The following is a 24,970-nucleotide window of genomic DNA, read 5'->3' as shown; positions in this document are numbered from 1 at the left end:
TTAACAGCAAAGCCTCTTTGATATTTTTTTTATCAATCTTGGTTGCATTTTTTAATCAGAATGGCAAATTGAAGTTAACAGATTAAACGAAATTCAAAGGGAAGTAGTATGTGTTCGATTTTTGGTATTTTAGATATAAAAAGTGATGCGTCCGCTTTGCGCCCTGTGGCGTTGGAAATGTCTAAAAAGCTGCGTCACCGTGGTCCAGACTGGTCCGGTATCTACTCATCAGATAACGCGATCCTTGCGCATGAGCGCTTGGCAATTGTCGGTCTGAACAGTGGGGCACAACCGCTCTACAGCCCAGATAAAAAACACATCCTTGCCGTCAATGGTGAAATCTACAACCACAAAGAAATTCGTGCTCGTTACGAAGGTAAATACGATTTTCAAACCGACTCTGACTGTGAAGTTATCCTCGCTCTTTACCAAGACATGGGGGCGGACCTACTGGAAGAGCTAAACGGTATTTTTGCCTTCGTTCTTTATGATGAAGAGAAAGATCAATACTTAGTTGGCCGAGATCACATCGGTATTATCCCGCTTTACCAAGGCTACGATGAGCACGGCAACTATTACGTTGCATCGGAAATGAAAGCTTTGGTGCCCGTTTGTCGCACCGTAAGTGAATTTCCACCGGGCAGTTACTACGGCAGCAGCGATACAGAGCCTCAACGCTACTACATCCGCGATTGGAATGAATTTGCCGCCGTTGAAAACAACACCACCAGCAAAGAAGAGCTCACTGAAGCGCTAGAAGCCGCGGTTAAACGTCAGCTCATGACCGACGTGCCTTATGGCGTACTTTTGTCCGGGGGTCTCGATTCGTCCATCACCTCCGCCGTGGCGAAACGTTTTGCCGCCATGCGTATTGAAGATGATGAGCAGTCTGAAGCTTGGTGGCCACAACTGCACTCGTTTGCGGTCGGCTTGGAAGGCGCACCTGACCTCAAGGCAGCTCGTGAAGTGGCAGAGCAAATTGGGACCGTTCACCATGAGATGACCTACACCATCCAAGAAGGGCTTGATGCGATTCGTGATGTGATTTACCACATTGAGACCTACGATGTGACGACTATACGTGCGTCAACCCCGATGTTCTTAATGGGACGTAAGATCAAAGCTATGGGAATTAAAATGGTGCTCTCGGGCGAAGGTGCCGATGAGATTTTCGGCGGATACCTCTACTTCCATAAAGCACCCAACGCAAAAGAGTTCCATGAAGAGACCGTGCGCAAGTTACTCGCTCTGAACATGTTTGACTGTGCTCGCGCAAACAAGTCCCTTGCGGCTTGGGGTGTGGAAGGTCGCGTGCCATTCTTGGACAAAGAGTTTATCGATGTCGCGATGCGTCTCAACCCGAAAGATAAAATGTGTGGTAACGGTAAGATGGAAAAACACATCTTGCGTGAGTGCTTCGAACACTACTTGCCAGAATCAATTGCATGGCGTCAGAAAGAGCAGTTCTCGGATGGCGTGGGTTACAGCTGGATCGATACGCTAAAAGCGGTAGCGGAAGAGAAAGTCACAGATCAGCAGATGGAAACCGCTGCGTTCCGTTTCCCGTACAACACGCCAACCACCAAAGAAGGCTACGTCTATCGCGAAATCTTTGAAGAGTTGTTCCCACTTCCTTCAGCAGCCGAGTGTGTACCTGGTGGTCCATCGGTGGCGTGTTCATCGGCAAAAGCGATTGAATGGGATGAGTCGTTCAAAAACTTCGCAGACCCATCAGGTCGCGCAGTGAAAAGTGTGCACAACGAAGCTTACTAAATCACGCTAGAGCACTAATGACATCCTAGTGACAAAAAGGCTCCCCAGTTTCACTGGGGAGCCTTTTTTACCAATCGAACTCACTAAACTGGACATCTTGCTGACTAAACATCGAAATCTTGGTTGCCCACACTCACTTCGACGTGTTGATTGAGAAGCTTGACCAATAAAATCGATCGCAACTCCCCATCTGATTCTTTAAAGATGGCCTCAACCCCAGCAAACGGGCCCGTTAACACCGACACAGGCTGCCCAGCTTTAGGGATCCCTTGGTTGTCTTGGGGCTGCATCGATTCCATCGACTTTAACCCTTCAATCAAATCTGGTGAAACCACTTGAGGCATTGCGCCCCTACGGACAAAGTCCACCACACCGCGCGTCGAGCGTATGGTGGTAAACGCCAGTCCCTGTTGAGGATCAAAGCAGATAAAGACATAACACGGGAAAAGGGGTTCTGGCTTGGTTTGTCGCTTACCTCGACGAATCGCAGTTCGTGTGATCACGGGGTAATAACACTCAACCTTCTGATTTTCTAAATGCTGTTGAGCGCGTTCTTGTTCGCCACGTTTGCAATAAAGTAAGTACCACTGCTTCATCTTAGTTCGCCAATCTATCGTTTTGCGCCATCCTACCATTCTCGTGACCATGGGGGAATTCGTGAGCGTTTGTCATCACCTTAGTACTGGATTTTGTCTGTATGCTTTCGCCTCAGGGAACATGGTGTTGCGCCCTCTGCTCTCGATGAACAAAATTATGCTATAACCTAGTCACAGTCCCAGCCAGTTGTTGGCCTTCCCACTAGGAAACTTCGAATGCATAAATGGCTACTCTCTTGTGTTACTTTGTTCTGCTGCACTCTGCAAGCGGAGCCGCTCTACTGGCACGCCAGTAAAGGGGCGTTAGATTTTCATATCATTGGTTCGGTTCACGTCGGTGACGACAGTATGTACCCACTCCCGTCCCCTATCAGCGCAGCTCTCGAACATAGTGACGGATTGATCGTCGAAACCGATATCCACAACGGTCAAGCCGTCAGCTACCCGCAACAGACGATCAGCAGCGCAGAGGTCTTATCCGCCAAGCAAAAACATGAGCTCTCTGGCATTGCCAATTTGCTGAGTCTCAATGAAGCGCAACTGCTTGCTTCGCCTCCTTGGGCTAGCGCGCTGACCATTCAGATGCGCCAAATTGAGTACCTCGGATTTCAAGCCAGTAAAGGCGTCGATGCCTACCTGCTGACCCAAGCGAACAATCTTAATGTTCCGGTGCTCTCTTTAGAAAGCATGCAATTTCAAATCGATATGCTGGCAAGCGATCCTGACGTAGGCCAAGAGATGCTGACTAGCATGATCGAGGACTTTGATCACTCTGAACACATGGCAAAATGTTTAATCAAAAGTTGGATCGCGGGTGACAAAGCGCAGCTCGAAGAGTTTGCTCAGTTAACCAAGATGTCACCCGACTTTGAGCAAGCATTTTTAATTGACCGAAACCTCGACTGGGCGACCAAACTCAGCAGCCCAAACTGGCTACCCAACTCCGAGGGCAGCTACGTGATTGTGGTGGGCGCATTGCACCTGGTCGGAAAGCACAACTTGATTGAACTGCTGCAAGCTCAAGGATTCGAGATTGAGCAACTCGCCCAAACCACCCCCGCTGGCTGTGAATTTAAATATTAATGGAGTAAGAGACGATAAACCACTCGTCTAGACGTAAAAAAGCCCCGCCATTGCTAGCGGGGCTTTTAGAAAGTGGTCGGTGAAGAGGGATTCGAACCCCCGACCCTCTGGTCCCAAACCAGATGCGCTACCAAGCTGCGCTATTCACCGAGAACGGAGCCGTATATTACGGATTCTGTTTGCCAACGCAAGCCATTTCCCGCACTTTTTTCCAAATTCACACCGTTTGACTAAAACGCGAGCAACGGGCCACAAAATGTGAGCAAACACACAGCAAACAGAACAAAAACGCAACCTTCGGATAACACTTGATCTAGATCAGTGTTGAATTAATGACCAGCCATTACCTTAAATTCCGTCAACACACACTTTGTATTTGGCGGAGGAACTATGGACTTTTGGCTTGATCTTCTCTTTGGTAATGCAGTAGGTCTATCTTCAATGATTGTCATCTTGGGTGCCTTTAGTCTCATGCTCTTTTACGGCGCTTTCTTCGTCTACAAGGTGATGAATGACAAATCTCCTCACTAGAATCGCTTAGCTCTATTCTCTGAATAGACATTCGCTATGCACCGAAGTAGACACACTGTTTACTTCGGTTTTTTATTTCTTGCTGATCACAACAGGCTTACGTCAGTATAATAGCTATATTGATTGAATACTCTGAGATACCGTCATGTCTAACGACGACGATTTTGCACTGTTTCAGCAAATGATGGGAGACGTTAAACCCATCAAGCAAGACACCACTCAACACGTCAAAATGCATCAAGTCACCCAAGCGCAGCTGGCTAAACGCGAAGCGGCTATGTGGCTCAGCGATGATGCTCCCGAGTACCTCTCCATTGACCATGCGCCGATGCTCAAACCCGAAGACATCATTGAGTACAAGCGCGATGGTGTACAAGATGGGGTCTTTCGTAAATTGCGCCTGGGTAAGTACCCACTTCAAGCAAGGTTAGATTTACACCGTAAGACGCTCAAACAAGCGCGTGACGAAGTGCTCACCTTTCTCAAACAGTGCATGCGCATGGATATTCGCACGGTGCTGATCATTCATGGTCGAGGCGAGAAATCCAATCCCCCCGCCATGATGAAAAGTTATCTTGCAAAGTGGCTATCACAAATCAATGACGTCCAATGTGTACACAGTGCACAGCGTTTTCACGGCGGCACGGGTGCGGTCTACGTCATGCTGAGAAAAAGTGCCGACAAGAAACAAGAGACTCGTGAGCGTCATCAAAAACGGCTCGGGTAAAACCGTTTCCGATCGTTATGGTTGGTCTAAGATAGACAGAGTGATACACTCCCCCGACCCCGATTTCGGATCCATCCACCACCACATCACGGGTTGCCGTTGTGAAACGTAAAGAGAATGCTCATGTCCCAAGATAGCGCGAAACGCCTTAACAAATTCATCAGTGAAACCGGCTTTTGTTCACGTCGAGAAGCAGACCGACTGATAGAGCAAGGTCGAGTCACCATTAATGGCCAAGTGCCGGAAATGGGCACCAAGGTGCTTCCCGGAGACGATGTTCAAGTCGATGGAAAACCTATCAGTGGTGCCACCGATAAACCGATTTATATCGCTTTAAATAAACCGACTGGTATCACCTGTACAACCGAGCGAGATGTACCGGGTAACATTGTTGACTTTATTGGCCACAAAAAGCGCATCTTCCCAATTGGTCGCTTAGATAAGCCGTCGGATGGGCTGATCTTTCTGACCAATGATGGCGATATCGTCAACAAAATTCTTCGTGCGGGTAACCATCACGAAAAAGAGTACGTCGTGCGTGTTGACAAGCCCATCACCGATGACTTTATTCATAAGATGAGTAGCGGCGTCCCGATTTTAGATACCGTCACGCTACCGTGCCGTGTCACCAAGGAAACCAAGTTTTCATTTCGAATCGTGCTGACACAAGGGTTGAACCGTCAAATACGCCGTATGTGTGAAGCGCTGGGATACGAAGTATTCAAGTTGCGCCGAGTTCGCATCATGAACATTACCTTGGATGGCATTCCTAACGGTCAATGGCGCTACTTGTCTGATCAAGAGGTTGAGACGATTCTCGCAATGTGTGAGGGCTCAAGCGGGACTGAAGAAGCCTCAAAGGTTGACAGCAAAGGGCGCAGAATTCGCCGCGCAACCGATCCAAAGCTCTTTGATAGTCGAGAAGAGAATCAAGAATCCAAAGCGCGACGCAATCAAAAGCCGCGAACGTTTAAAGGTCGCAATGCCGATGATCTTCGTCACGCGCCTAATTCGAAAAAGGGCCGAGCCCATCACCACAATCCGAACCAAAAGCCCGCCACCAAACACTCAGGCCCCACGACCAAACCGGCAAAACCACGCACCGGCGGCACGCTAAGTTTGAAGAAGTAACGCAGGCGAAGTATCCGTTCAGCGCTTTGCTGCAATGAAAAAGGAGCATCATTCAATGCTCCTTTTTAGTCTTTACAAGTCAATCAACACACTAGCGTATAAAGTGACTTAGATATCAACGATTACTTAGTGCCGAAAATCTTGTCACCGGCATCACCAAGACCAGGGACAATGTAACCTTTATCGTTCAGTCTGCTGTCAATAGCAGCGGTGTACAGTTCCACATCTGGGTGCGCTTTTTCTAGAGCTTCGATGCCTTCTGGCGCAGCAACCAACACCAACACTTTGAATGACTGACAACCTTGCTCTTTAAGAAGGTCAATCGTCGCAATCATAGAGCCGCCGGTAGCAAGCATAGGGTCAACAACCAACGCGATACGCTCATCAATGTTTGACGCCAGTTTGTTGAAGTAAGGCACAGGCTCCAACGTCTCTTCGTCACGGTAAATACCCACCACACTGATGCGAGCACTAGGAATGTGCTCTAGCACGCCGTCCATCATACCTAGGCCAGCACGAAGAATCGGCACAACGGTGACTTTCTTACCCTTGATTTGATCTACTTCTACCGGACCATTCCAACCGTCAATGGTTACTTTTTCTGTTTCAAAGTCTGCGGTCGCTTCATAGGTCAGCAAGCTGCCGACTTCTGTTGCAAGCTCGCGAAAACGCTTAGTGCTGATATCACCTTCTCGTAGAAGACCAATTTTGTGTTTCACAAGAGGGTGTTTAACTTCAACAACTTTCATTTCCATCTCCGGATCTATGGCAAATTTCAAATAAACTTGTCGATTATAAACGATTTCGTTCACAATTTCTTGTCGTAGCGCAAAAGAAAAAACTTGCGCAAACGTTTGCTATCTAGCTTTGACCACTGGTAGAATAGCGCCGTTTTCACATCCAACTTTCTAACCGAGGACTTCCCCGTGAGTGCTGATAACACTTCTCTTAGCTATAAAGATGCTGGCGTTGACATTGATGCAGGCAACGCACTTGTTGACCGTATTAAAGGTGCGGTAAAACGTACACGTCGCCCTGAAGTAATGGGTGGTATTGGTGGTTTTGGCGCGCTGTGCGAATTGCCAACCAAGTACAAGCATCCAGTTCTCGTCTCAGGGACAGACGGTGTGGGCACTAAGCTGCGCCTTGCTTTGGATATGAAAAAGCATGACACCATCGGTATTGACCTTGTGGCAATGTGTGTCAACGACCTGATTGTTCAAGGTGCAGAGCCGCTGTTCTTCTTGGATTACTACGCAACAGGTAAGTTGGATGTCGATACGGCAGCGGATGTTGTGTCAGGCATTGCAGACGGCTGTGTGCAAGCAGGTTGTGCACTGATCGGTGGTGAAACCGCAGAAATGCCAGGGATGTATGAAGGCGAAGACTATGACGTAGCAGGCTTTTGTGTTGGCGTCGTCGAGAAAGAAGACGTGATTGACGGCACGAAAGTCGCAGCTGGCGACGCGCTGATCGCGGTCGGTTCAAGCGGTCCACACTCAAACGGTTACTCACTCATTCGTAAGATTCTTGAAGTCTCTGGTGCTGACAAAAACGAACAGTTAGCTGACAAAACGATTGGTGAGCACCTACTCGAACCCACCAAAATTTACATCAAATCGGCACTCAAGATGATTGAGCAGCATGACATTCATGCCATCTCGCACATCACTGGTGGCGGTTTCTGGGAAAACATCCCTCGCGTACTGCCTGAAGGCACCAAAGCGGTGATCGATGGTAACAGCTGGGAATGGCCAATTATCTTCAAATGGCTACAAGAGAAAGGCAACGTCACAACCCACGAAATGTACCGCACATTTAACTGTGGTGTTGGTCTGATTGTCGCTCTACCTAAAGCACAAGCCGACGCAGCGGTTGAACTGTTGAAAGCCGAAGGCGAGAACGCTTGGGTGATTGGCGAGATTGCAACAGCGCAAGCAGGCGAAGAACAAGTAGAGATCAACTAAAGATGAAAAGCGTTGTTGTTTTAGTTTCAGGGAATGGTTCTAACTTGCAAGCGATTATTGATGCTTGTGAAACCAACATCGATAATGGCCGAGTAACCGCTGTTTTTTCAAACAAAGCAACCGCTTACGCTTTGGAACGTGCGAAAAAAGCCGGTGCTGGCGCGCACTTTCTTGATCCAAACTCATTCGATACTCGCGACGCCTTTGATCGCGAGTTGATGAAGCAGATGGATGAATACAAGCCTGACGTTGTGGTCTTGGCGGGTTATATGCGCATTTTAAGTGGCGAGTTCGTTCGTCACTTTATGGGGCGAATGATCAACATCCACCCATCGCTGTTACCCAAATACCCAGGGCTCAACACTTACCAACGTGCCATTCACGCCGGTGACGAAGAGCATGGTACCAGTGTCCATTTTGTCACTGAGCAACTTGACGGCGGGCCTGTCATTTTACAGGCTAAAGTACCGATCTTTGATGAAGACACCGTCGAAACCCTCACCGAGCGCGTGCAAACGCAAGAGCACAAAATCTACCCTCTGGTCGTAAAGTGGATGGTGGAAGAGCGCCTCGTGATGAAAGATGGCAAAGAAGCCTACCTCGATGGCAAGCTGCTCGGCATGCATGGTTACGCCGAAGAGTAATCAAACCGTTTCAATCCAATTGGCGAGCGTTAATGCTCGCTTTTTTTTACGCGGCGTTTCTCCTATCTCACCCTGTTGGTGAAAAAAACGACTAAGGCTTCACGAGTTTGCGCTAGCGCAACCGAGCGCTTTGAGTTTCCTCTCGTCCCTGTGTATATTTGAGAGCAGTTATCATTTGTTAAGGATACTAACATGCAAGTTTATCAATGCTGTGACATGATTCGTGAGCTTTACGCCCAGATAGGTAGTGGCGATCAAGCCTATGTCCCACAAGCCATCACCTGCGCGCTCAAAGCGCTTAATGACATTGCAGCGGATGACGCGCTGCCTAAGTCGGTACGAGAAAAAGCGGCCTTCGCAGCGGCCAATCTGCTGATTTCTGATTTTGAGGATGCATGATGAATTTGAGCAATTTTGCCAGCATGGATAGCGTGATGCTGATGAGCATCGTCAACATGAAATTGCGCGATGATTTTGCAGGGGATCTGGACAAGCTTGCGGCGTATTTCGATATTGACCGTGCTGCCCTTGAAGCAAAGCTTGCGAGCGCAGGGTTTGAATACTTACCTGAGGCGGGGCAGTTTCGTTAACGCGACCGCCTCTCTGCGAGCGCTAGGTTGTCTTGGCTAGCGCTCAAAACAAACGTGCCTACACTAAGGTAGGCACGATAAGGTCGACAACAGTGACTACTTGGCTTTTTTACGCGCGTTATGACCGGCTTGCGCTTTGGCGAATACCGCCAATTGCTCTTCACCCCAAGCTTGTGCAGCTTGTTCAGACTCAAACCCTGTTTCACTTTTTGAAACGTGAGTTTTACGTGATGTCACTTGGCGAGTGATTGTCGCACTCCACTGTGACTCTTGTTGAGTAACATGCAACGCATATTTTTTATTGGCATTCATAAATTGTTTCCTCAGACCAAGCGACCCTAATGATTGGGCCCTTCGCAAAAAAGTGCGCTATTAGAGCTTAAAAAAGCATCGCTGGCTAGTAGTTTTTTCGCTAAAAACACATTTCGCCAAAAATAAAAAAGCGCAGCGAATTCACGCTACGCTTTTGACTCGATTAATCAGGCTTAGCCGATGTTCTTACGAGCGTTTTGGAACATACGCATCCAAGCGCCGTTTTCACCCCAACCTTCTGGTGCCCATGAGTTGGCAACCGTGCGGAATACACGCTCAGGGTGTGGCATCATAATGGTCACACGACCGTCTTGTGTGGTAAGACCGGTAATCGCATTTGGTGAACCGTTCGGGTTGTTCGGGTATTGCTGTGTTGGGTTACCGTGGTTATCAACGTAACGCACTGCAACCGTGCCAGACGCTTCAATCGCCGCTAGGTGGTCTGCATCACGTACTTCCACGCGACCTTCGCCGTGAGAAACCGCGATAGGCATACTAGAGCCAGCCATACCATCGAAGAACACAGAATCCGATTTCTGTACTTCCACTAGGCTAAAGCGTGCTTCAAAACGCTCAGATTCGTTGCGAACAAAACGTGGCCACAAATCAGCGCCAGGGATCAGCTCTTTCAGGTTCGATAGCATCTGACAGCCGTTACACACACCAAGAGAGAAGGTATCGTCACGGTTGAAGAAGCTTTGGAACTGCTCACGTGCTTGTGGGTTGAATAGGATAGACTTCGCCCAACCTTCACCAGCACCTAGCACGTCACCGTAAGAGAAGCCGCCACACGCCACAAGACCTTGGTATTCATCCAACGCTGCCTGACCCGTTAGGATGTCGCTCATGTGGATGTCGGTCGCTTCAAAGCCAGCACGGTCAAATGCCGCTGCCATTTCAACGTGAGAGTTGACGCCCTGCTCACGCAAGATAGCCATTTTCGGCTTCGCACCTTTTGCGATGTAAGGCGCAGCAACATCTTCGTTGACATCAAAGCTTAGATTAACGTTCAGACCTGGATCAGAGTTGTCTTTCTTCGCTTCAAACTCTTGGTCAGCACAGGCAGGGTTATCACGTAGACTTTGCATCTTATGTGTGGTCTCAGCCCAGATAGTACGAAGTTCTGTACGAGAGCGCTCAAGGATAACCGTCTCACCCGCGGTGATAACAAAGCTGTCTGTTGCTTCTACTGAACCAATAACGTGAGAACATGCCTCTAGGCCGTTGGCTGCCAATACCGCTTTCACTGCGTCTAAGTCATCGTTCTTCACCTGAACAACCGCACCGAGCTCTTCGTTAAATAGCGCGGCAAGCGCATCGTCGCCTAGGTTTGCGATGTCCGCTTTCACGCCACAGTGACCCGCAAAGGTCATCTCTGCCAAGGTCACGAACAGACCGCCATCCCCTTTATCGTGGTAAGCCACCAGCTTGTCATCACGAACTAGCGTTTGCATGGCGTCAAAGAAGCCTTTTAGCTGATGTGCGTTATCCACGTCCGCAGGCTTATCACCCAGTTGTTTGTAAACCTGTGCGAGTGCTGTCGCGCCTAGACGGTTCTTACCGTTACCAAGGTCAACAAGAACCAGTGACGTCTCGCCTTTGTCAGTATGTAGCTGAGGCGTTACTGTCTTACGAACATCTTCAACACGACCAAATGCGGTGATCACCAATGAAAGTGGTGAGGTCACCTCTTTGCTTTCACCATTATCTTCCCATTTAGTCTTCATCGACATGGAATCTTTACCCACCGGGATAGTAAGACCTAGCGCTGGACATAGCTCTTCACCGACGGCTTTCACTGCTTCGTAAAGACCGGCATCTTCACCTGGGTGACCTGCTGGAGACATCCAGTTCGCTGACAGTTTAATGCGCTTGATATCACCGATATCTGTCGCTGCAATGTTTGTTAGAGACTCACCTACTGCTAGACGTGCTGATGCACCAAAGTCGAGAAGAGCCACTGGTGTGCGCTCACCCATAGACATCGCTTCACCGTGGTAAGAGTCGTAGCTTGCTGCGGTTACCGCGCAGTTTGCCACTGGAACCTGCCAAGGACCAACCATCTGGTCACGCGCAACAAGACCAGTTACCGAGCGGTCACCGATAGTGATCAGGAAGGTTTTCTCTGCCACTGTTGGTAGGCGTAGAACGCGATCAACCGCTTCGTTAATTTCGATGCCATCGCGTTCAATCGCTGGGCTATCGACTTTAAGTGTTTTCGCATCACGGTGCATCTTCGGCGTTTTACCCAACAAGATGTCCATTGGCATATCGATTGGCGTGTTGTCGAAGTGAGAATCTTCTAGTGTTAGATGACGCTCTTCAGTAGCCACACCGACCACCGCGTAAGGCGCACGTTCACGCTTACAGATGGCATCGAATACTTCCATATTCTCTGGCGCCACTGCCATTACGTAACGCTCTTGAGATTCGTTACACCAGATCTCAAGTGGGCTCATGCTCAGCTCGTCGTTTGGTACGTCGCGTAGCTGGAATAAACCACCACGTTCGCCATCATCACACAGCTCTGGTAGTGCATTTGAGATACCGCCTGCACCCACATCGTGGATAAACGCGATTGGGTTGCTCTCACCAAGCTGCCAACAACGGTCGATCACTTCCTGACAACGACGCTCCATCTCTGGGTTTTCACGCTGTACAGAAGCAAAGTCAAGATCTTCCGCAGACTGACCTGACGCCATTGAAGAGGCCGCACCACCGCCAAGACCAATGTTCATCGCAGGACCACCCAGTACGATGAGTTTTGCACCCACAGGGATCTCTTTCTTCTGAACGTGCTCGTCACGGATATTACCCATACCACCAGCAATCATGATTGGCTTGTGGTAACCACGGATCTCTTCACCCGCATGAGAGGTCACTTTCTCTTCGTAAGTACGGAAGTAACCCAGTAGGTTTGGACGACCAAATTCGTTGTTGAACGCCGCGCCACCAAGAGGGCCTTCTAGCATGATATCAAGGGCGTTAACGATACGACCTGGCTTACCAAAATCGGTTTCCCATGGCTGTTCAAAACCTGGAATACGTAGGTTAGAGGTAGTAAAACCAACCAGACCGGCTTTAGGCTTGCCGCCAATACCCGTTGCACCTTCGTCACGAATCTCACCACCAGAACCGGTAGACGCACCTGGCCAAGGCGAGATAGCGGTTGGGTGGTTGTGCGTCTCAACCTTCATTAGGATGTGCGCGTCTTCGTGGTGGTAGGTGTATTGACGAGTATCAGGTTCTGGGAAGAAACGACCTACTTTTGAACCCGTCATGACTGCTGCGTTATCTTTGTAAGCAGACAAAACATGATCAGGTGTCGTTTCAAATGTGTTCTTGATCATCTTAAACAGCGACTTCTCTTGATCAACACCGTCGATCGTCCAGTCTGCGTTAAAGATTTTATGACGACAGTGCTCTGAGTTTGCTTGAGCAAACATCATCAGTTCGATGTCGTTCGGGTTGCGACCCAGTTTAGTGAAGTTTTCTACTAGGTAGTCAATTTCATCTTCCGCCAGTGCCAAGCCCAAGGAAACGTTTGCCTCTTCAAGCGCAAGACGACCGCCCGCAAGAATATCAACGTGAGCAACAGGCTTAGGTTCAGCAACGCTAAACAGTGCAGAGGCAGCATCAAGCTGAGTAAATACGGATTCCATCATGCGGTCATGGATGAGTGCTTTCACCGCATCCACTTGTGCGTCGTTTAACGCCACCGATGATTCAATGTAGTATGCCGTACCACGCTCTAGACGCTTAACGCTTGAAAGGCCACAGTTATGGGCAATGTCGGTGGATTTAGAAGACCAAGGAGAGATGGTGCCCGGACGAGGAGTCACAAGCAACAAAAGACCTTCAGGTGCGTGCTCTTCGATCGTTGGGCCGTAGGTCAACAACTTTTCTAGCTTTGCTAGTTCAGCGTCAGACAGATCTGCGGTAAGGTCAGCAAAGTGCATAAACTCAGCGTAAATACCTGTCACAGGCAGGTCTTGTTCACGACAAAGTTCTACTAGTTTGTTAACACGAAACTCAGAAAGAGCTGGGGAGCCACGCAAAATTCTCATGTGCTTAGGTCTCTTATGCAATTAATTAAGATGATATTGGAATAAATTCAATACGTTATAAAAAACAGTTCAAACCTATGCCAATCGCACCTCTGCGTTTGCGAGCGCATTATATAGCAATTGGTTTTGTGATGTAACACCAAACGCAACCGTTTGCGTCATTTTTTTCATCGGCGTACCGCCAGCACAATCGCCGCAAAGCCTTTGTTTCCTGTTCCGTCCACAAGCTCACCCCGTACGGAAGAGCATGAGCCATCCTGGCCTGTGAACATGATGATTTTTTGAACTCTGCGGCTTCGCCGTCGATAGTTTCTTGCCTTGTGATGACACTTTGATATAAATGCCCTACTGGAAGTATGAGACTCTCTTTAATGAACAAGTATGACTTTAGCCCGCTGAAAGCCTTGTGCGCGCTGCTTTTTTCTGCGCTTTTTTTGACGGGATGCCAAATTGAATCTAAGCCGAAAAGCGAATTAGACCAAATTCGCGAACGTGGAGTGCTTCGCGTTGGCACCCTCAATAACCAGCTCTCCTATTATATTGGTCCTGATGGCCCGGCAGGCCTTGATTACGAAATCGCCCGTGAATTTGCCAACGAGCTTGGTGTGCAATTGGAAATGAAACCGGCCTATCGCATTTCGAGCCTCTACCCAGCGTTAGAAAAGGGTGAGATCGATATTATCGCGGCGGGCCTCAGTCAATCACCTGAGCGCATGAGCCGTTTTCGCCCTGCCCCCGCCTATTATTACGTCAGTCAACAACTGGTGTATCGCAAAGGGCAGTGGCGACCACGAAATCTAGAGCAGTTGATTGAGCGACAGGCCGAGTTCATTGAAGAGAACGATGGCAAGCCCGTTTTAAGTATTGTCAGTGACTCTCACTTCAATACGACGTTAGGAGAGATTCAAATCGACTACCCGAAGTTTACCTATAAGGTCGACGCCAATGTCGATGTCAATGACCTGCTCAAGCAGGTCTCTGATGGTGAACTGCTATTTACCGTCGCAGACTCGGTCGAGATCTCGCTATCACAGCGGATTTATCCCGATGTGGCACTGGCGTTTGAGCTGACCGAAGATCAGCCCATCTCCTGGTTCTTACGACGCAGCCAAGACGAAAGCCTCTACGCATTGCTGATCGAGTTCTTTGGTCATCTACAACAATCCGGGCATCTCGCCTCACTGGAAGAGAAATACATCGGCCATATCGACAGCTTTGATTACGTCGATACCCGCGCCTTTATCCGCGCGTTGGATTCCACGCTACCGACGTGGTCGCCACTGTTTAAGAAATACTCCGATGAGTTTGATTGGCGATTGGTCGCAGCACTAGCTTATCAAGAATCACACTGGAACCCTCGCGCCAAATCACCAACCGGGGTTCGTGGCATGATGATGCTGACGCTGCCGACAGCCAAAAGTGTGGGCGTGACCAACCGACTCGATCCAGAGCAATCGGTAAGAGGTGGCGTTGAGTATTTGCGGCGCATGGTGGCGCGCATTCCAGACACCATCGAAAGCCACGAGAAAATTTGGTTTGCGTTGGCGTCGTACAATGTCGGCTATGGTCATGTAATGGACGCCCGCCGCCTGACGAAAAAACAAGGCGGCAACCCCGATGCTTGGTCAGATGTCAAAGACAGACTGCCCCTGCTTCGCCTTAAGAAATACTACAGTACCACTCGCTATGGTTACGCGCGGGGTGATGAAGCACGCAACTATGTGGAGAATATTCGTCGCTACTATCAGAGCATTATTGGTCACGTTGAACAGAAGGAGTCCAGCATTGAGGACTTGACCGTTGACGATCTGGTGGTGATCGAACTGCCAGATGAAGAAGAGCCGGAAGGCGAGGCCGTCATCGAACAAGAAATCGAAAGCACCTCTTCCGCTGACAGCCATCTCGATCAATAATAAGCCGAGCACAGAGCTTAGCGTCGCGAACTCTCGCGCGCTAAGCCCATTTCTATCCTGTGCCTAATCACTCACGTAACATTCTTAAAACGGTAACATTGGACGGTTATAAGAATCGACACCTAGGACAAAGTTTCCTTAGGTGACACATGAGTGTCTGTCGTTAACATTAGCTAGGAGGTTGTTTTATGCGTCGACGTAAACTGCAGTCAAAACGCCTTAACAAGACTGTATCAGCGAATCGCCGAAAGCGAATGATCAGCAACAACAAGAAGAAAGTCATCGCACGTCACCGTGCATTTATGCAACTCATTTGTGCATAAACCCTACAGAGCAAACATCTTACTTAAGATGTTTGCTTAAAAACTCCCCACCTACTCCATCGACTCTGACGCATCGTCATGTTTTAACGCTCGCTTGGCCGCTTTTTTCTCTTTTCTACGTCGGCGAAAAAAGGCCTGAAGCTGCTCTCGGCACTCCGACTCCAACAATCCATGCTCGACGTCTGCGTAATGGTACGCTGCTTGATGTTCAAACAAGTTTAATACCGTACCTGCAGCCCCCGCTTTTAAGTCCGGTGCGCCAAACACAATCCGTTTAACGCGGCTGTGAAGCAGGGCTCCTGCACACATAGGGCAAGGCTCTAGCGTGACATATAACGTGGTGTCTAATAAGCGGTAGTTGCCAAGCTGTTGCCCTGCTTGGCGCAACACTTGAATCTCCGCATGTGCGGTTGCATCGTGTTGACCAATCGACTGATTCCATCCTGTCGCGATAACCTTCCCCTCCTTGACCAGCACCGCGCCAACGGGGACTTCACCTTGCTGTTCAGCCAGTTTGGCTTGTTCCATCGCAAGACGCATAAAGTGTTCATCTTGGGGGGTAAATGTGTCGGTAGACAAAGGAGAATCCTCGATGGTGATGAAGAGGCTTGATCCTAGTGGTTTGTGGGTGAAATGGGAAGTGGGTTGTGGGTTGTGGGTTGTGGGTTGTGGGTTGTGGGTTGTGGGTTGTGGAAAAGAATACGCCAGCGGGATCGCTGGCGTAAATATTTAATTTAGGAGACTTGGCTTATCGTGAGACCAAGTCGCCGCGCTTACATCACGTAAGTGTAAGGCGCTTGAATACCAAGAGGAATGCCAACAGCCCAGTACGCTAGCAAGAAGATAGACCAGCCAATCAGCATCGCAATCGAGAATGGCATCATCAACGATGCTAGAGTACCGATACCCGTCGACTTCACGTAGCGTTGACAGTACACCACCACCAATGGGAAGAAGACCATCAAGGGTGAAATGATGTTAGACACTGAGTCACCAACACGGTACGCCGCTTGAGACAGCTCAGGAGAGATGCCTACAGCCATCAACATTGGCACAAGAATTGGACCAATCAATGCCCATTTCGCCGACGCAGAGCCAATCAACAAGTTCACAGCGGCTGTCAGTAGAATCATACCAATAATGGTCGCTTCACCCGGTAGGTTCATCGCTTTCAGGCCTTCTGCACCGTACAACGCCAACATAGTACCGATGTTCGATTGTGCGAAAGCAGAAAGGAATTGAGCACAGAAGAACGACATCACAATGTACGCGCCCATGGTCGCCATGGTGTCGGACATCGCTTTAATAACGTCGTTACTGGTCTTAAACGTACCGGCAACCTTACCGTAAACGTAACCAGGGATGATAAACAGAATAAAGATCAGTGGCACGATAGACTTCATCAGCGGCGCTGAGAACGCAGTAATTTCACCCTCTGGTGAGCGCAGTGCAGAAGACTCCGGAATAATCGCTGCAATCAGCAGTGCAATACCCGCCATCATCGACCAACCGGCATAACGAAACGCTTTCGATTCCAGCTCTGTAAATGAACCGAGATCAGGGGCTTTCTCCGCATCGTCATCAATCGGTGTTTTTGCTAGGCGAGGCTCGATGATTTTCTCTGTCACGTACCAACCAATCGCAACAATGATCACTGATGAAAGCCCAGTGAAGAAGATGTTGGCCAGTGGGTTGACGACGTATTGAGGATCAAGCACCTGTGCGGCAGTTTGAGTGAAACCCGCTAACAGAGGGTCAATACCAGAAGGGATAAAGTTAGCAGAGAAACCACCTGACACACCCGCAAAAGCAGCAGCGATACCCGCAAGTGGGTGACGGCCAGCGGCATGGAAAATAATACCACCGAGAGGAATAACCAAAACATAACCCGCGTCTGCCGCCGTATGCGACACGATGGCAACCAGAATCAGCATTGGCGTCAGAAGTTTTGCTGGCGTGAAGTTCAGCATCTTCTTAAGACCTGTGGTGATGAAACCAGAAGAGTCAGCCACACCCACACCCAACATCGCCACAAGCACGATACCTAAAGGTGCGAATCCGGTGAAAGTCGTCACCATATTCGCGAGGAAACTGGCTAATGCCTCCCCCGTCAACAGGTTGTTGATCGCCAATGCCTCACCTGTACGAGGATTGATCAGATCAAATGACACATTAGACAACAGCGTTGATGCTGCCCAAGTGATCACCAATGCCCAAAAGAATAAGATCGCCGGATCAGGAATTTTGTTGCCTGCGCGCTCGATAAAGTTTAAAAAGCGATCCATCCCACTCGGCTTAGCAGGTGGCGCTGAATTGATTGCTTGGTTACTCATGGTAACTCCATAGTTTGATGTTGTTGCCCTAGACCTTGTTATATTTTTTGACGGTCTATTATCAGCCAAGCATTCTATAAAACCCGCTTACAAAAAGCACAAGATTCTAAGGTTTTTTCCATAATTGGAGACATGTTTTGCAAAAACGTCAAAGACGTGCAACACAAACACCACAAAAAACCCACCAAATACCTCACAACTCGTTCACCAATTAGAAATTTATTTGGATTACCTATCAATTAACACCACCTATCCATGAGGGCCATTTAGTCATTAGTAAACTCACTGTAGCTTGACATCATAGTGGTCACGGATAGGGTTTGAGCGGCATCCAACCTATCTCGCCATTCGGTTGTCACTGTGATGGTTTTCAATGCGTTGGATAAGGTTGCAGTCGGCTCACTGGTTTGCCAACGCACGGTAAATGGAGCGTATGTGGTCGCGTCACTGCCACTGGTTATGCTCGTAAAATCGGCGGGAGGTATGCTAGACAACGCCGCTGATGCGCCGCGACTGCGAAACCACTCCAACTGACTTTCTGCGATATTGAGTGCTTGAATACTCTTGACGGCAAAATCAGAGCGCTGCTCAACGTATGCTTGGAGCTTGATCAGTGACAACGAGGCGACACCAATCAAAATAAACGCAATCATTACTTCCACCAAACTAAAACCACGCTGGCTATTTTGCATACCAACCTCCATTGTTCCACATTAGGGTTTTCGGCCGTTGGTAGAGACTATTGGCTGACGAGTAGTCGAGGTCGTACGAGCCATTGAGCACCACTTCACCATTGGGTGAATCGAAATGCATCCCCCCTTTTGGGTGAAACGCGCCATTGTCGAAGTAGACGGTGTGGGTGGAGAGCAGGCTTTCTATGGCGCTAAAAAAGCTCACTTCAGACCAGTAGCTCGCCAAATTCTCATCGGTAAAGGCGGGACTGGTACGATCCACCATATGAAAAAACGAGCCGGAGTAACTGGCTGAACCCGTTGACGCAAATATGCCATTGGCGACGACCAGTGAACGCGGCCCTGTGACAGTGAGCGGCGCACTGAGGACGCAGTGGCCTTCTACCCACACTTTGTCATAACTGGCAAAAGCATCCGCCAGTTGTTGATGGCAAGTCTGACCGTCCGAGACTTCGGGATTCGTGATTACGTAGTAATCCGCTTTAATATTTGAGATGTTTGACGTCGTTTTGGTGACACCAAAATAGTTATAAAACGGGTCAAGATCGTCGTCTTTGAGATAATCCTGCGCAAAGAGGTCTGGGTCATCGGTGGTATTGCCTCCTTCAGTGATCGAGGTTTTGTGGCTACTGGCACAGTGACCGGAGAACCCAGGATAAGGGCCATTTGGCATAGGGTCTTCGGTGCTCAATGAAGCACCTGTGGGTGACTCAAACGTCACACGATGTTTATAGCGAATCGCAACGCACTCATATTCGCCTTCTCCATTCGGCTTTTTAGGCGCATCGGCTGCGATCGCCGCACTGCCACGGATACGCAGATCTGCGGTAGTTTGAATCGCGCCAAGCCCCGTCATGCTGCCCCAATAAAACGACTTTTTAAGTTCGTGAGTTGGCCCTTGTGACTCAATCACATAATCGGACGCGGTTAAAGCCCGCAGGTACAAGTCATCGAGCGCTAACGTCTCTTTGCAAATTGAATCGAGCAACCCATGCCCCGGCGCCGTCAAATCGGGCACGAGGTTTGGGCTTCCTTTTAAATAGGCATAGACGCACTCGATTCCACCTTCTGCTCGCCAATGAGCTTGTCTAGCTTTGACTTCATTGTGTGAGCGCTTGATCTGGTAAAATACATGTCGATAAGAAGCCAACACCATCACCAGTGCGATCACCAACAAAATCGATGTGACGAATAGAGTCACCACCCCACGCTGTTTGTACCTACTCATTGCCAATTCCTCTGCAAAGTCACCGAAGAAGTGTCGAACGTCACGCTCGTGTCACCCAACAACTGCGCGCGCAATATGACATTGACCTGTTGGCTGCGTGTCGAGCCTCCTCGAATCGTCTCTGTGTTGACGGTTAACGCGGTGAGGGAAATCTGTTTTGGATCAAAAACGTTGTAACAGTTTCCATGCAGTCCAGAGTCAGTTGCGTCACTGACAGAAAGTGGCGCTGGCGTGTGTTTCTCACAGATTTTGAGCGAGTGGCCGAGCGTCCCGGATGAACTTGGCTCACGCTTGTAGACCACGTTGCGAAACGCACTCGCGCCAGACGAGGCAACGCGGTACACATACCCCACCAACTCCGGTGAAGACTGGGTATGAATGACACCCGAAGCGCCTGACAACTGGTGATAGGTATCCGTGAGACCGTCATAGCCTGCGCGCTGCATGTCCTCTTTCATTTGTGCCATCGCAGTCGATAGGTTTTGGGCTAACAGCAACGCTTTGCCTCGCTCGGTTGCCACCGCTTGGCTGCGAATAAACACGCTGCCCACTAGCATGATGGCAATCAATCCAAGGGCCGATGCGATCAGCAACTCGACCAATGACGCACCGCGCTGAAAATTGCCCCTCGGTTTAGCATTGCGCATAGCCATAATGACCGCCTCCTACTGCGCATATCATCACTCGGCTTGCACCATAAGCACTTTTCAGTTTCAAGTTCTGATTGGTGGTATTGACAATATAAAACTCCAAATTGCCATCTTTCACTTTGCCACGCACACCATCGAATTTTATTTGATCAGAGGTATAGTTAGAAAGGATCACCACATCTCGAAAGCTTGCGCCATCAAGGTAAAGAATGGGCGCTCCTCCCGAGGTGTCGGAGTCTGTGAGTATCAGTCGCCACTGACCGGGCAAGCTTGGAGTGACAGAGGATTCAATGTGAGCCCACAGATCTTGGTTGCGCCACACCGCTTCCGACTTCGCTTGAACAAGAAAGTGCTCTAGCTCACCCGCGACGCGCTTCATTTGATTGCTTGCACTCATGGTTTGAAAACTCGGCGCGGCCACCGTAAGCACAATTCCGAGCACCACTATCGTGCAGAGCAGCTCAAGCAAGGTAAAGCCGCGAGTCATTTCCCATTTCATTATGTAAACCATCGCATATGCCATTTTTATCTTGCGCACATGCTATCAGCCCATAAAAATAGTTTATAAATCAAAGAGGAAGCATTAGAAATGATTCGAAAAAATCGCTGCAACAACCGAAAAAATCACTTACATGGCATGACATTGCTCGAACTACTCATCGCAGTTGCGATCGTGACGATATTGGCCATGATTGCCTATCCCGCGATGCAGAGCTATGGCTTAAAAGCGCATCGCACTACAGCATTAGCCGATTTGAGCCGCATCCAACTCGCGCTTGAGAAAGGTTACGATGGCAGCTACCTCACCTTGGCATCATCGATTATGTCAGGGTCGAGCTGTACGGTGTGCGAGTCCGACACAGCACGTTACTCACTCAGCATTGTCGCGAGCGCCGCCTCCTATACGATTACGGCAACGCCCAGTGGCGCACAAGCGAGCGATGCATGTGGCGGTGCAACTTACACCGCGCTGACACTCAATCAGTTGGGTCTGCGCTCACCCGCTAGCTGCTGGAAATAAGGGCAATGTTTGCAACTCAAAGGCATAAAGAGCACAGAATCGCGTTGCGTGCTTGAACTCTTTGGCTTTCGCCCATATGTTGCCTATAGACATCGCCACTACGAACATCATCTACCAGCAAGGAATGATCACATGCAATCACCCTATATCGTTGAATTAAATGAGCAGAACTTTCGACAAGTATTGGAAGGCTCAATGCAAACGCCGGTGTTAATTCACTTTTGGGCATCGATGAGCCATGAGAGTGCGCAAATCATTCCGCAACTTCAGTCGCTAACCCAGGAGTACAACGGCGCCTTTACCTTAGCGCTCCTCAATTGCGAACAAGAGCAAATGATCGCCTCGCAATTTGGCGTGCAAGCGCTCCCGACCATTGCCCTGTTTATGAATGGTCAAGCCGTCGACGGCTTAGGTGGCCCGCAGGGTATTGAAGCGATTCAAGCCATGCTGAGCAAGCATTTGCCAAGCCAAGAAGAGTTGGCGCTCAGTGAAGCGCTGACTCTGATTGAACAAAAGCAGTACACTCAAGCACTGCCGATTCTTCAAAGTCTTGGTGAAGAGTGGCAACAAAAAGGTGAGGTGAAACTCGCCATCGCAGACTGCTTACTCGAGACCCAAGCGTTTGATGAGGCAAAAGCCATGCTGAGCCATATTCCGCTTGAGTATCAGGATAACTACTACAAAGGCTTAGTCGCAAAATTAGAGTTGCATGAGCAATCCGCCAACAGCCCAGAGATTCAATCTCTCGAAGCCGACTTAGCGAATGACCCAGGCAACGCCAAATTGGCATCCGAATTGGCACTTTGCTACCACCAAGTTAAGCGCGATGAAGAAGCCCTTGCGCTACTTTGGACATTTCTTAAGAAAGACCTCAACACCGAAGGCGGTGATCTGAAAAAGATCTTTATGGATATCCTGTCGGCATTAGGCCAAGGAAACGCGATCGCCAGTCAGTACCGCCGCCAATTGTATTCGGTGTTGTATTGATTTTTGATTTTTGATTTTTGATTTTTGATTTTTATAAAAAGCATCGAAAAATCGCACCTATAAGGTGCGATTTTATTTTGAGTTGCGATTTAGAGGCCAACTAAATGAGACAGTATCTGTTTTCTTTCTTCACTGTTAGATTTGTTATACCAATACCCTAACATCTGAACAGGTTGACTCGCCGACTCAGGCATCACTATTGTATTGTCTTTTCTGCCTCTCAAGGCAATATCAGTAAACTGTTCGATTTCTTCTTGATTTGCTTGTTCTAGCCAATATTTGAACATATTAGGCTCGGTGTTTTCATTAGCGTGAGCATCAACTTTGATATTGGCAGCACTGCTGACTTCTGTAACGGCTAAGGTTGACGTCAATAAATCCGGGTAATACTCAGCATTAAACTTTGCTAGTTCTTTTTCATAGTCTCTTTTGATTCCACCAAGATTCGGTAACTCGGCGACCTCATGCGCTAATTGGTTGCCCTTCTTATCAGAGATAATAAAACTAGGACTTTTATCAAAGCGTTGCGCTTGTTCAACTCTCACAACTTTTGAGCCAGGTTCGATAAATAGGACAGCATTTTCTGAACTAAACGTTAGCACAAACGTTTTAGAGTTGAATTTCTCCTTTTCTCCCAGTTTCTCAACCAATTTCGACATTCTAAGAACGACTTGGTTCTTACCATCAGGAAGCGAGAACGACGACTTTGAAAAAAAAGAATAAGGAATTTCTTCGCCTGCAACCATGACAGGGTTGATATCCGAGTGAAAATCCACAGTGACCTCAGCCCTAGGAGCAAATGAAGCAACCATAGACCCAACAACCAACAACGCTTTCATTACTTTCATTTTTATCTCCTTAGTAAAAAGAGCATTCTAGACAGAATGCTCTTCAAACGATGGTTAAAGACTGTACTCAAAACAACTTGAGATTAGAAGTAGTATTCCATACCTAACAGGATTCGGTGCGCCCAGTCACCACCATCGAATTCATAGTTGCGTGAGTCGATGTACCAGTATGAACTAGGTAGCAAGTAACCAAATCTCGCAGTAATTGCTTGGTCAGCAGTATCTGTGGTGCCATCTGCATCATCTGTTGCCGCGTAGCCAGCTTTTAAAACGTACTTACTATCAATAACATATTGAGCTGTCGCTGAGTATGCATTCTGACCTACACTTCCCACTTCCATAGCTTTATATGCACCAGTTAGTGTCAAGTCACCCAAAAATAGCGAGCCACCAACAATTGCGTAATTGCGACTTTCAACGGTCTCTCTTTGATTTTCTCCACCGTTATCACGCCATGCCACCCACTCAGGGTTCAGGATAACGTTGTCATTACCGTCAACAGTAAACTTTTCCGGCTCACCAACACCTTGTTCGTAAGAACCTTGATGGTAGTAACCTGCGTGAACACTAAACTTCTCTGTTGAGTAAGAGGTACCGATGCTTGAAACCATTTGGTCGGTATCTTTGGTCATTCCACTTAACGTAGCTTGGAAGTTAAACCCACCAAAATTTGCGGAATCAAAGCGAAGAACGCTGTCCGCGCGATCTTGATAACCACCATCAATGTCATTGTTCCAGTCGAAGACGTTACCTAAACCAGGGTTTGAGTGTGGCCAGTCAACGTAGTTGTATGCTGCCACGAGCTGACGACCATACTTGAATTGACCAACACCTTCAAAATCAAGACCAAGATAAGTATCACGAGCACCTAAGCCTCCAGTGTTCGTACCGTTATTAGCATTCCCACCTTCGATCTGCCAGATAAAGTTTGGCGCAATGTCATCAAACTCAACAACACCACGGAAACCAATACGAGATTCGATTTCTGTACCAATGCTCGTCGTATCACCAGCATCGATTAAAGTAATGTTACCCGCAGCTTGACCGTAAAACTGAACGGCATCACCCGCAAGTTGAATCGCTGCATTTGCAGATCCTGACATCGCTACAGCAGCAACTGCAGCACCTACGAGTGAACGTTTAAACATTTTGTCCATGGAAAAACTCCTAAAAATGGATATAGCTGTCTTTTGTTTTCTCACCTTAAGTTGGCCGCCGAAGGGAGAAATCATTTCCTATGTTGAAAACCCTCTGCAAACCTTTCGCATCCGATTTTCTATTCCTGCATACACACTGTGTATCCATGAACTCAGGCTAACTTCGCGACTAAAAATATCCAAATGGAACTTAATTTTTTTCTAAAAAAATATGAGCAATAGCAAAGTTCCATTAATAGACAAGATCCACCTCTCATTTTTTGTTTTTTCAGTCGAAAAAAATAAAATTAAACAAAATCAACAAGTTAAATGAAAAACAACATCAATAGGCGTGAGATCACTCGCAAATTATCTTCATTGTAAGATTCGAACATAAGACTATGAACAAGATCACTGA

General features: G+C 48.4%; 24 protein-coding genes and 1 tRNA gene. 12 read left to right on the top strand and 13 right to left on the bottom strand.

Going from position 1 to position 24,970, the window contains the following annotated elements; all coding sequences use genetic code 11:
- Positions 1 to 108: 108 nt before the first annotated feature.
- The gene (asnB, locus tag AC6R03_RS02410; protein ID WP_500630665.1) at positions 109 to 1,773 is read left to right on the top strand and encodes an asparagine synthase B; all 1,665 of its coding nucleotides are present in this window, start codon (positions 109 to 111) and stop codon (positions 1,771 to 1,773) included.
- A gap of 104 nt (positions 1,774 to 1,877) precedes the next feature.
- Here the strand turns inward: asnB and rfaH are convergent, their stop codons facing one another.
- The gene (rfaH, locus tag AC6R03_RS02405; RefSeq protein WP_500630698.1) at positions 1,878 to 2,369 is read right to left on the bottom strand and encodes a transcription/translation regulatory transformer protein RfaH; all 492 of its coding nucleotides are present in this window, start codon (positions 2,367 to 2,369) and stop codon (positions 1,878 to 1,880) included.
- A 216-nt stretch (positions 2,370 to 2,585) separates the two neighbouring features.
- Between rfaH and AC6R03_RS02400 the strand changes: the two genes are divergently transcribed.
- Positions 2,586 to 3,452, top strand: coding sequence for a TraB/GumN family protein (locus AC6R03_RS02400; RefSeq protein ID WP_500630666.1), 867 nt, complete (start codon positions 2,586 to 2,588; stop codon positions 3,450 to 3,452).
- A gap of 73 nt (positions 3,453 to 3,525) precedes the next feature.
- Here the strand turns inward: AC6R03_RS02400 and AC6R03_RS02395 are convergent.
- Positions 3,526 to 3,602, bottom strand: a tRNA-Pro gene (locus AC6R03_RS02395).
- Positions 3,603 to 3,842: 240 nt separating this feature from the next.
- Between AC6R03_RS02395 and AC6R03_RS02390 the strand changes: the two genes are divergently transcribed.
- The 3 genes from AC6R03_RS02390 (at position 3,843) to rluF (ending at position 5,841) form a co-directional block, all read left to right on the top strand.
- The gene (locus tag AC6R03_RS02390) at positions 3,843 to 3,983 is read left to right on the top strand and encodes a DUF3149 domain-containing protein (protein ID WP_334555181.1); all 141 of its coding nucleotides are present in this window, start codon (positions 3,843 to 3,845) and stop codon (positions 3,981 to 3,983) included.
- Positions 3,984 to 4,128: 145 nt separating this feature from the next.
- Positions 4,129 to 4,710 (top strand): DNA endonuclease SmrA, encoded by a 582-nt coding sequence (gene smrA / locus AC6R03_RS02385; protein ID WP_487903168.1) that lies wholly within the window; start codon positions 4,129 to 4,131, stop codon positions 4,708 to 4,710.
- 123 nt (positions 4,711 to 4,833) lie between these two features.
- Complete coding sequence (gene rluF, locus AC6R03_RS02380) at positions 4,834 to 5,841, top strand: 23S rRNA pseudouridine(2604) synthase RluF (protein WP_500630667.1); 1,008 nt, start codon at positions 4,834 to 4,836, stop codon at positions 5,839 to 5,841.
- Between the two features lie 122 nt (positions 5,842 to 5,963).
- On the opposite strand, the gene upp is transcribed toward rluF, so the two are convergent.
- Positions 5,964 to 6,590: a uracil phosphoribosyltransferase gene (upp, locus tag AC6R03_RS02375; RefSeq protein WP_500626327.1), complete on the bottom strand. Its 627-nt coding sequence runs from the start codon at positions 6,588 to 6,590 to the stop codon at positions 5,964 to 5,966.
- 177 nt (positions 6,591 to 6,767) lie between these two features.
- On the opposite strand from upp, the gene purM reads away from it, so the two are divergent.
- From purM to AC6R03_RS02355, 4 genes are all read left to right on the top strand, one after another.
- Positions 6,768 to 7,808, top strand: coding sequence for a phosphoribosylformylglycinamidine cyclo-ligase (gene purM, locus AC6R03_RS02370; RefSeq protein WP_334555177.1), 1,041 nt, complete (start codon positions 6,768 to 6,770; stop codon positions 7,806 to 7,808).
- A gap of 2 nt (positions 7,809 to 7,810) precedes the next feature.
- A complete protein-coding gene (gene purN / locus AC6R03_RS02365) occupies positions 7,811 to 8,452 on the top strand; it encodes a phosphoribosylglycinamide formyltransferase (RefSeq protein ID WP_334555176.1) in 642 nt (213 codons plus the stop codon).
- A gap of 192 nt (positions 8,453 to 8,644) precedes the next feature.
- A complete protein-coding gene (locus AC6R03_RS02360) occupies positions 8,645 to 8,851 on the top strand; it encodes a YaeP family protein (RefSeq protein WP_334555175.1) in 207 nt (68 codons plus the stop codon).
- Complete coding sequence (locus AC6R03_RS02355) at positions 8,851 to 9,042, top strand: DUF4250 domain-containing protein (RefSeq protein WP_487903183.1); 192 nt, start codon at positions 8,851 to 8,853, stop codon at positions 9,040 to 9,042. Before AC6R03_RS02360 ends, AC6R03_RS02355 begins: the two co-directional genes overlap by 1 nt.
- Positions 9,043 to 9,138: 96 nt before the next feature.
- Here the strand turns inward: AC6R03_RS02355 and AC6R03_RS02350 are convergent, their stop codons facing one another.
- A complete protein-coding gene (locus AC6R03_RS02350; RefSeq protein WP_334555173.1) occupies positions 9,139 to 9,354 on the bottom strand; it encodes a DUF3622 domain-containing protein in 216 nt (71 codons plus the stop codon).
- A gap of 173 nt (positions 9,355 to 9,527) precedes the next feature.
- On the bottom strand, positions 9,528 to 13,421 hold the full coding sequence (gene purL / locus AC6R03_RS02345) for a phosphoribosylformylglycinamidine synthase (protein ID WP_500630668.1): 3,894 nt from the start codon (positions 13,419 to 13,421) through the stop codon (positions 9,528 to 9,530).
- Between the two features lie 371 nt (positions 13,422 to 13,792).
- Between purL and mltF the strand changes: the two genes are divergently transcribed.
- Complete coding sequence (mltF, locus tag AC6R03_RS02340) at positions 13,793 to 15,334, top strand: membrane-bound lytic murein transglycosylase MltF (protein ID WP_500630669.1); 1,542 nt, start codon at positions 13,793 to 13,795, stop codon at positions 15,332 to 15,334.
- 374 nt (positions 15,335 to 15,708) lie between these two features.
- Here the strand turns inward: mltF and tadA are convergent, their stop codons facing one another.
- The 6 genes from tadA to AC6R03_RS02310 form a co-directional block, all read right to left on the bottom strand.
- Entirely contained in the window at positions 15,709 to 16,236 is a 528-nt protein-coding gene (gene tadA, locus AC6R03_RS02335) for a tRNA adenosine(34) deaminase TadA (protein WP_500630671.1), read from the bottom strand.
- A gap of 194 nt (positions 16,237 to 16,430) precedes the next feature.
- Positions 16,431 to 17,990, bottom strand: a complete 1,560-nt coding sequence (locus AC6R03_RS02330; protein ID WP_500630672.1) for an AbgT family transporter — start codon at positions 17,988 to 17,990, stop codon at positions 16,431 to 16,433.
- A gap of 266 nt (positions 17,991 to 18,256) precedes the next feature.
- Positions 18,257 to 18,682, bottom strand: a complete 426-nt coding sequence (locus AC6R03_RS02325; RefSeq protein WP_500626596.1) for a type IV pilus modification PilV family protein — start codon at positions 18,680 to 18,682, stop codon at positions 18,257 to 18,259.
- On the bottom strand, positions 18,672 to 19,910 hold the full coding sequence (locus AC6R03_RS02320; protein WP_500630673.1) for a hypothetical protein: 1,239 nt from the start codon (positions 19,908 to 19,910) through the stop codon (positions 18,672 to 18,674). Before AC6R03_RS02320 ends, AC6R03_RS02325 begins: the two co-directional genes overlap by 11 nt.
- The gene (locus AC6R03_RS02315; RefSeq protein WP_500630674.1) at positions 19,907 to 20,563 is read right to left on the bottom strand and encodes a PilW family protein; all 657 of its coding nucleotides are present in this window, start codon (positions 20,561 to 20,563) and stop codon (positions 19,907 to 19,909) included. The genes AC6R03_RS02320 and AC6R03_RS02315 overlap by 4 nt, the downstream gene beginning before the upstream one ends.
- A complete protein-coding gene (locus tag AC6R03_RS02310) occupies positions 20,544 to 21,047 on the bottom strand; it encodes a GspH/FimT family pseudopilin (protein ID WP_500630699.1) in 504 nt (167 codons plus the stop codon). Before AC6R03_RS02310 ends, AC6R03_RS02315 begins: the two co-directional genes overlap by 20 nt.
- Positions 21,048 to 21,149: 102 nt before the next feature.
- Here AC6R03_RS02310 and AC6R03_RS02305 point away from each other — a divergent pair, with 102 nt between their 5' ends.
- Positions 21,150 to 21,581, top strand: a complete 432-nt coding sequence (locus AC6R03_RS02305; RefSeq protein WP_500630675.1) for a type IV pilin protein — start codon at positions 21,150 to 21,152, stop codon at positions 21,579 to 21,581.
- A gap of 132 nt (positions 21,582 to 21,713) precedes the next feature.
- Positions 21,714 to 22,568: a co-chaperone YbbN gene (locus AC6R03_RS02300; RefSeq protein ID WP_500630676.1), complete on the top strand. Its 855-nt coding sequence runs from the start codon at positions 21,714 to 21,716 to the stop codon at positions 22,566 to 22,568.
- 89 nt (positions 22,569 to 22,657) lie between these two features.
- Here AC6R03_RS02300 and AC6R03_RS02295 read toward each other — a convergent pair whose 3' ends face one another.
- Positions 22,658 to 23,416 (bottom strand): DUF2057 family protein, encoded by a 759-nt coding sequence (locus tag AC6R03_RS02295; RefSeq protein ID WP_500630677.1) that lies wholly within the window; start codon positions 23,414 to 23,416, stop codon positions 22,658 to 22,660.
- An 83-nt stretch (positions 23,417 to 23,499) separates the two neighbouring features.
- Positions 23,500 to 24,573, bottom strand: a complete 1,074-nt coding sequence (locus AC6R03_RS02290; protein WP_500630678.1) for a porin — start codon at positions 24,571 to 24,573, stop codon at positions 23,500 to 23,502.
- Positions 24,574 to 24,970: the final 397 nt, after the last annotated feature.

The organism is Vibrio sp. R10-SG-ISO4 (assembly GCF_059834135.1).
This window is presented reverse-complemented; position numbering and strand designations above follow the sequence as displayed.

Coding starts and splice junctions, on each gene's coding strand:
- AC6R03_RS02330 (WP_500630672.1), bottom strand. CDS start 17,990: ATGAGTAACCAAGCAATCAATTCAGCGCCACCTGCTAAGCCGAGTGGG.
- AC6R03_RS02315 (WP_500630674.1), bottom strand. CDS start 20,563: ATGGCTATGCGCAATGCTAAACCGAGGGGCAATTTTCAGCGCGGTGCG.
- rfaH (WP_500630698.1), bottom strand. CDS start 2,369: ATGAAGCAGTGGTACTTACTTTATTGCAAACGTGGCGAACAAGAACGC.
- AC6R03_RS02390 (WP_334555181.1), top strand. CDS start 3,843: ATGGACTTTTGGCTTGATCTTCTCTTTGGTAATGCAGTAGGTCTATCT.
- AC6R03_RS02295 (WP_500630677.1), bottom strand. CDS start 23,416: ATGAAAGTAATGAAAGCGTTGTTGGTTGTTGGGTCTATGGTTGCTTCA.
- AC6R03_RS02305 (WP_500630675.1), top strand. CDS start 21,150: ATGATTCGAAAAAATCGCTGCAACAACCGAAAAAATCACTTACATGGC.
- upp (WP_500626327.1), bottom strand. CDS start 6,590: ATGAAAGTTGTTGAAGTTAAACACCCTCTTGTGAAACACAAAATTGGT.
- AC6R03_RS02290 (WP_500630678.1), bottom strand. CDS start 24,573: ATGGACAAAATGTTTAAACGTTCACTCGTAGGTGCTGCAGTTGCTGCT.
- AC6R03_RS02310 (WP_500630699.1), bottom strand. CDS start 21,047: ATGACTCGCGGCTTTACCTTGCTTGAGCTGCTCTGCACGATAGTGGTG.
- AC6R03_RS02300 (WP_500630676.1), top strand. CDS start 21,714: ATGCAATCACCCTATATCGTTGAATTAAATGAGCAGAACTTTCGACAA.
- AC6R03_RS02350 (WP_334555173.1), bottom strand. CDS start 9,354: ATGAATGCCAATAAAAAATATGCGTTGCATGTTACTCAACAAGAGTCA.
- purN (WP_334555176.1), top strand. CDS start 7,811: ATGAAAAGCGTTGTTGTTTTAGTTTCAGGGAATGGTTCTAACTTGCAA.
- asnB (WP_500630665.1), top strand. CDS start 109: ATGTGTTCGATTTTTGGTATTTTAGATATAAAAAGTGATGCGTCCGCT.
- AC6R03_RS02325 (WP_500626596.1), bottom strand. CDS start 18,682: ATGCAAAATAGCCAGCGTGGTTTTAGTTTGGTGGAAGTAATGATTGCG.
- AC6R03_RS02355 (WP_487903183.1), top strand. CDS start 8,851: ATGAATTTGAGCAATTTTGCCAGCATGGATAGCGTGATGCTGATGAGC.
- smrA (WP_487903168.1), top strand. CDS start 4,129: ATGTCTAACGACGACGATTTTGCACTGTTTCAGCAAATGATGGGAGAC.
- purL (WP_500630668.1), bottom strand. CDS start 13,421: ATGAGAATTTTGCGTGGCTCCCCAGCTCTTTCTGAGTTTCGTGTTAAC.
- mltF (WP_500630669.1), top strand. CDS start 13,793: ATGAACAAGTATGACTTTAGCCCGCTGAAAGCCTTGTGCGCGCTGCTT.
- rluF (WP_500630667.1), top strand. CDS start 4,834: ATGTCCCAAGATAGCGCGAAACGCCTTAACAAATTCATCAGTGAAACC.
- AC6R03_RS02360 (WP_334555175.1), top strand. CDS start 8,645: ATGCAAGTTTATCAATGCTGTGACATGATTCGTGAGCTTTACGCCCAG.
- AC6R03_RS02320 (WP_500630673.1), bottom strand. CDS start 19,910: ATGAGTAGGTACAAACAGCGTGGGGTGGTGACTCTATTCGTCACATCG.
- AC6R03_RS02400 (WP_500630666.1), top strand. CDS start 2,586: ATGCATAAATGGCTACTCTCTTGTGTTACTTTGTTCTGCTGCACTCTG.